The sequence below is a fragment of the Chthonomonas sp. genome, from assembly GCF_035294505.1.
Taxonomy (GTDB): Bacteria; Armatimonadota; Chthonomonadetes; order Chthonomonadales; family Chthonomonadaceae; genus Chthonomonas.
This window is the reverse complement of the sequence record NZ_DATGKU010000181.1, coordinates 1-4,660: the sequence shown is the minus strand read 5'-3', so window position 1 is coordinate 4,660 and position 4,660 is coordinate 1. Positions and strand designations below refer to the sequence as shown.

At 57.9% G+C, this 4,660-nt stretch carries 4 protein-coding genes; all 4 read right to left on the bottom strand.

The window, feature by feature from the left end:
* Nucleotides 1-149: 149 nt before the first annotated feature.
* The 4 genes from VKV18_RS11030 to VKV18_RS11015 are packed head-to-tail and all read right to left on the bottom strand — an operon-like array spanning nt 150 to nt 4,567.
* On the bottom strand, nt 150-956 hold the full coding sequence (locus VKV18_RS11030; RefSeq protein ID WP_324204257.1) for a hypothetical protein: 807 nt from the start codon (nt 954-956) through the stop codon (nt 150-152).
* A 2-nt stretch (nt 957-958) separates the two neighbouring features.
* The gene (locus tag VKV18_RS11025) at nt 959-1,153 is read right to left on the bottom strand and encodes a ubiquitin-like protein UBact (RefSeq protein WP_324204256.1); all 195 of its coding nucleotides are present in this window, start codon (nt 1,151-1,153) and stop codon (nt 959-961) included.
* Nucleotides 1,154-1,207: 54 nt separating this feature from the next.
* Nucleotides 1,208-2,731, bottom strand: coding sequence for a proteasome accessory factor PafA2 family protein (locus tag VKV18_RS11020; RefSeq protein WP_324204255.1), 1,524 nt, complete (start codon nt 2,729-2,731; stop codon nt 1,208-1,210).
* Nucleotides 2,732-2,758: 27 nt separating this feature from the next.
* Nucleotides 2,759-4,567 carry an AAA family ATPase gene (locus VKV18_RS11015; protein WP_324204254.1) on the bottom strand — a complete coding sequence of 603 codons (1,809 nt, stop codon included), beginning with the start codon at nt 4,565-4,567 and terminating at the stop codon, nt 2,759-2,761.
* Between the last annotated feature and the right edge of the window lie 93 nt (nt 4,568-4,660).

Genomic DNA, 4,660 nt, shown 5'->3' with positions numbered 1-4,660 from the left:
GCACGGTGAAGAGCAGAAGCCCGCCTTTATAGCGAAGCCCCACCACCGGACTGCCCGTGCGCAGCCCTTCCTCTACAAACTCACGACGCTGGGCAACCGCCTCGTTAATGTCGAACGGTGTGTACATAAAAACCTCGAAAGTCAAAATTTCATCGTAGGGTATGCGTGTTGGTTGTCGTCTCGATGCTCTCTACCAAGGCACGCAACTCCTCCTCAGGCACATCCTCTATTCCTTCGGCGGTGATCGTTTTGGCCAACGGAAGCACTTTAGACCACCCGCCGGTAGCCGCATCGAGATCGGCAGCGATGTCGAGAAGCAGCAGGGCCTCCTTGAGGGCCTCTTCTCGCGTCATGAGATGAAAAGGCTTCTTGGTTTTCACGATATAGTCAAAAACGCCTCGAATCTGCAGCGAACCGCTGCCGGCCGCACCGAACTCGGCGCTCTCGAATCGCGCCCCCATGCCGTCGTAAAAGAAGATGCGCCCCTCTTCCAACTCACGGTCGTAGATGCTCAGCAGAGGCAGGAATCCGCCGATGCCCTGTAAAGCCTCCGGCAGGCCTGCTCGCACCACCTTGGCCAGTTCCGCCAGTTTGCCCTCTAGGCTCATGGGTTGGAGGTAGGTTCGCTCATAGAGTTTAAAGGCTGTCCGCAGATAGCGCACCACCTCCATGGCGCGTGCATAGGAGCCGGATATGGCGAGCAGAGTATAGTCGTCAACGGCCAAAACCTTCTCGGCACGGTCGTACATCACGGCGAAGTTGGCGGTAGCGCGGCGGTCTCCCACGTTGATGACGCCCCGGTCGAACTTCACCGCAATCACCGTTGTGCCGTGCACCTCGGTAAGCGCCGGCGTTTTCTGCGGATCGCCTGCGAGGGACGGAGCGGTCAGCGGACGGGTAAGGGGATGACCGCTCCGTTCCAAGAGGGTCCAAAAGTCTGCGGCCGGTTCAAACAACGTTACTCTCCACTTCGTTGTCGGTAGCGACGAGCTGCGTCGGGGTCTACACGCTTCATACGGCGCAGCAGGTCGCTGGTGTCGGGCCGTTTTACATCCGGCTTCTGAGGGCCGCCGCCATCGCCCTCTTTACGGGCGGGTTCAGTGGGCAGGATGGGCATCTGCCGTCGCTCTTCCACACGGAATAGATCGCTCATGGTTCTCGCTCCTTCGTTGCTTCACGATTTCTCATCGGTATCGTTCTACACGCTCTACATGGTCTCCTCCGCACCCGGACGGCTCTGAAGGAGAGCGATGACATCGTCTAAGGTACGGACGCTAGCAAACTCCTCGTTGAGGAGGCGCACGTTCTCCTCAACCAAAGGGTTCATATCGAAGAGATAGTCCTCATCGTTATACCGAAACAGCACCCCATTCCACCCGATGCTTTGCACGGCGGGGGCGAAGCGCTGCACAAACAGGCCACGCAGGGCAGCCCGCGTGTCTGCAGGAGGGCACGACATGGCCGCCTGAATGCGGGTTTCCGTGACAAGGGTGCACATCTGTCCGGCCTGTTCAAGGCCGTAGTAAAGCCCCTCCTCCGGGTCTATGTTGTGATAGGCGAGGTCGAGGCTTTGCATATGGGGGTCGTTCCATTTCAGCCCTTCCGATTGGCGGAACGGCTCCAAAAGCTGATACTTGGCCACCCAATCCAACCGGTCGGCGGTGGTAAGAGGGTCTTTTTCCAGCTCATCCAGAATCTGCTGCCACTCGGTGAGCACCCACTCGGTCTCTTCATCGCTGTTTTGAAGGTGTTTTTGCGCTTCGGCGAGATAGAGCCGCTGAATCTCCAGCGCCGTAATCGGCGGTTTTCCATCGGCCCTTTCCACCGTGCGTTTAAGGGTTATATCGCGCGAGATGGCCTTCGCGGCCTGCACCGGGTTCGCCAACCGCAGCGGCGGCTGCCCCCCCTGCTCCAACAGCGATAGCACCAAGCAGGTGGTGCCCACTTTCAACGCCGTAGCATACTCGCTCATATTGGCGTCCCCGCAGATCACGTGGAGGCGCCGATAGGCTCGCGGGGTTGCGTGCGGCTCGTCGCGCGTGTTTACCAACGGCCGATTATGCAGGGTATCTACGCTCGCCTCTACAGAGAAGAAATCGGCACGTTGGGAAAGCTGGAAGAGATCGGAGCGCCCTAAGCCGTTGTTTTCCACCCCCGCTTTTCCTGCCCCGGCGTAGATGCAGCGTGAGGCGAAGAAGGGCAGGAGCATGAGAATGAGGGTCTCGGTGGGCACATCGCGCCGCATGAGGTAGCACTCATGAGTTCCGTAGCTGGCCCCGTGGAAATCGGTATTGTTTTTGTAGATGGTAACCGCTCGGCCGGTTTCGGCAGCCCGCCGCCGCGCTGCTGCCAGCACAATGCGCTCTCCGGCACGGTCATGCGCCACAAGGTCCCACAGGGAGCGGCACTCAGGAGTAGAGTATTCTGGGTGGCCATGGTCGTTGTAGAGCCGCGCCCCATTGGGCAACACCCTATCGCTGCGCTCCTCTTCACGGCTCATTGTGGGGCCGCCGGGAGGGTCGAATTGGGCATCGTCTGGGTTTGTGGAGAGGTTTTGCACGGTAAAACCACGCATGTCCCTTCGGGGGTCCTCGCCCCGATAGTTCCAGCCGCTCACCCACGGCCCTTCACAGCTACGAACCACGGCCATACTTTCGGTAAGCCAATCGCCCGCGCTCAGCCCCTCTACCACAATGCCGTATTCAGTCTCGATGCCGAACAGTCGGTTCATAACTAACGTCCTAGGTCTTTACATCCATTAGATGATGTTGCGCTGCGAATGCGGCGTGCCTTTTCTGGCGCGGATGGGGCGAATGGTCGCCACATTCTCCGGCTCGTAGTCGAGCAACTTCAACCAATCTTCTAACGAATCGCCCTTCGGGAAAATTTCGTTCTCGCGGAACTCGATGCGTAGGGCTTTCTGAATGTCGTCAATTCCAATGCCCTCGTCTGAGGTGTTGTTGACGATGCACCGCCTTATGGCGAAGTCCTTCGCACGCTCCACCACCGATTTGATCAGGGCGCCGCTCAGAAGGTCTTTCCAGTAGAGGGTCTCTGTGCCGCCGTTACGCAGGTAGACCTCCAAAAACTCCATCTCCGGCTCCGTTCGGAAGGTGTAGTCGGTGGCGAGGTCGAGCAGCTCGTCCAGGGCCGCTTCCGTGTCTCCTTTGTGCTCCCGAATGAGGGCGGGGTCTAAGGGAACGTCGCTAAGATAGATTCGATAGATGTCGCGTGCAGCCCTTCGATCCGGTCGAGCCACCTTCACCTTACGGTCAATGCGTTCAGGGCGCAGCACGGCCGGGTCTATGTAGTCGGGTCGGTTGGAGGTAAGCATCACCACCACGTTTTGCAGGCTTACCAGTCCGTCCATCTCCGCACAGAACTGCGGGACGAGGGTGTTGGAGATGTTCAGATAGCGACCGCTGCTTCGCGTTCGCAAAAGCGATTCGGCCTCATCTATGAAGATAAACACAAGGCGCCCCTCCTTGGCCTTCTCCCGCGCCTGTGCGAAAATCTCTCGTACTTGCCGCTCCGACTCGCCGAGCCACATGTTGAGGATTTTGGGGCCGTTGATGTACATGAAGTACTCTTTAACCTCTCTGCCCTGGCGCTTGCTGTACTCTTTTGTGAGGTTATAGGCCGTCGCTTTCCCGATAAGGGTTTTACCGCACCCAGGCGGGCCATAGAGCAGAATGCCTTTAGGCGGCCGTTTCCCGAAGCGTGTAAAAAGTTCGGGGTAGAGCAGGGGCATTTCAATGGCGTCTTTAATAACCCCTATGGCTTCCTCTTGCCCGCCTATCTTACTCCAAGGCAGTTCGGGCACCTCTTCAAGATAGTAGTCTGTCGTTTCACGGGCGGGGAAGTGCTCTAACGCGACCTTGAAATTCGGCTCCATGCGCACCTCTGATCCGGGCTTTAGCGGCTCGTGCAACAGATCGTCGCTGCGATAGACCACGCGCGATTGCAGCCCTTGCGCATCCATAGAGACCCGCAAGCGCCCGTCTTCAAGCACCTCGCTAACCTTTACGATGGGGCCGCCCTTGGCATATCCCAGGTCGCCAATAACGGCGAAGGCCTCGTTCACTTTCACCTGGGTGCCCACCTTAAAGTCGGTTTTCTCCAGTTTGGGGTCTACATTGGCAATGTATTCTTGATCCCCAATTGCGATACGCACCACCAAATCCGTCTTTTCTTCTTGGCCACCTTTTCCCGGCTCTATGGCATCTTGGCCACGACGCCGCGCTTTGGGCTTCTGCTCCTCCGGCTCCACTTTTCCCAAGAACACGGCGATGCGGTTGGCCGGCGCGGTGAGCTTGTTGTAGGCCTCCTCGAATTCGGCGATCACCTTCTTGGCCTGCTCCATCGCCTCCTCATCGGAGATAAGCTGTTCGCGCAAGGCCAAGAGGTAGCCCATTCGCGCATCGTTACGTGGAGTCATACGGATGATCTCGTCGAGCAACCAAAGCGCCCGAATCTGCAGCTCACCAGAGCTTTCGTTCTCGTTGACGCCGTCTTCCGCGTAGTCGTCGTTATCGGAAAAGCTACGTTGGTCGCGGTCTTTTCGCATGGGTTTTACAATCTCCTCGATACCACAGGGTTATCGCTGCTTACGCCGCTTACAAAACGGGTGGTCTCTCTGTATAACTCTAATCTACGGATA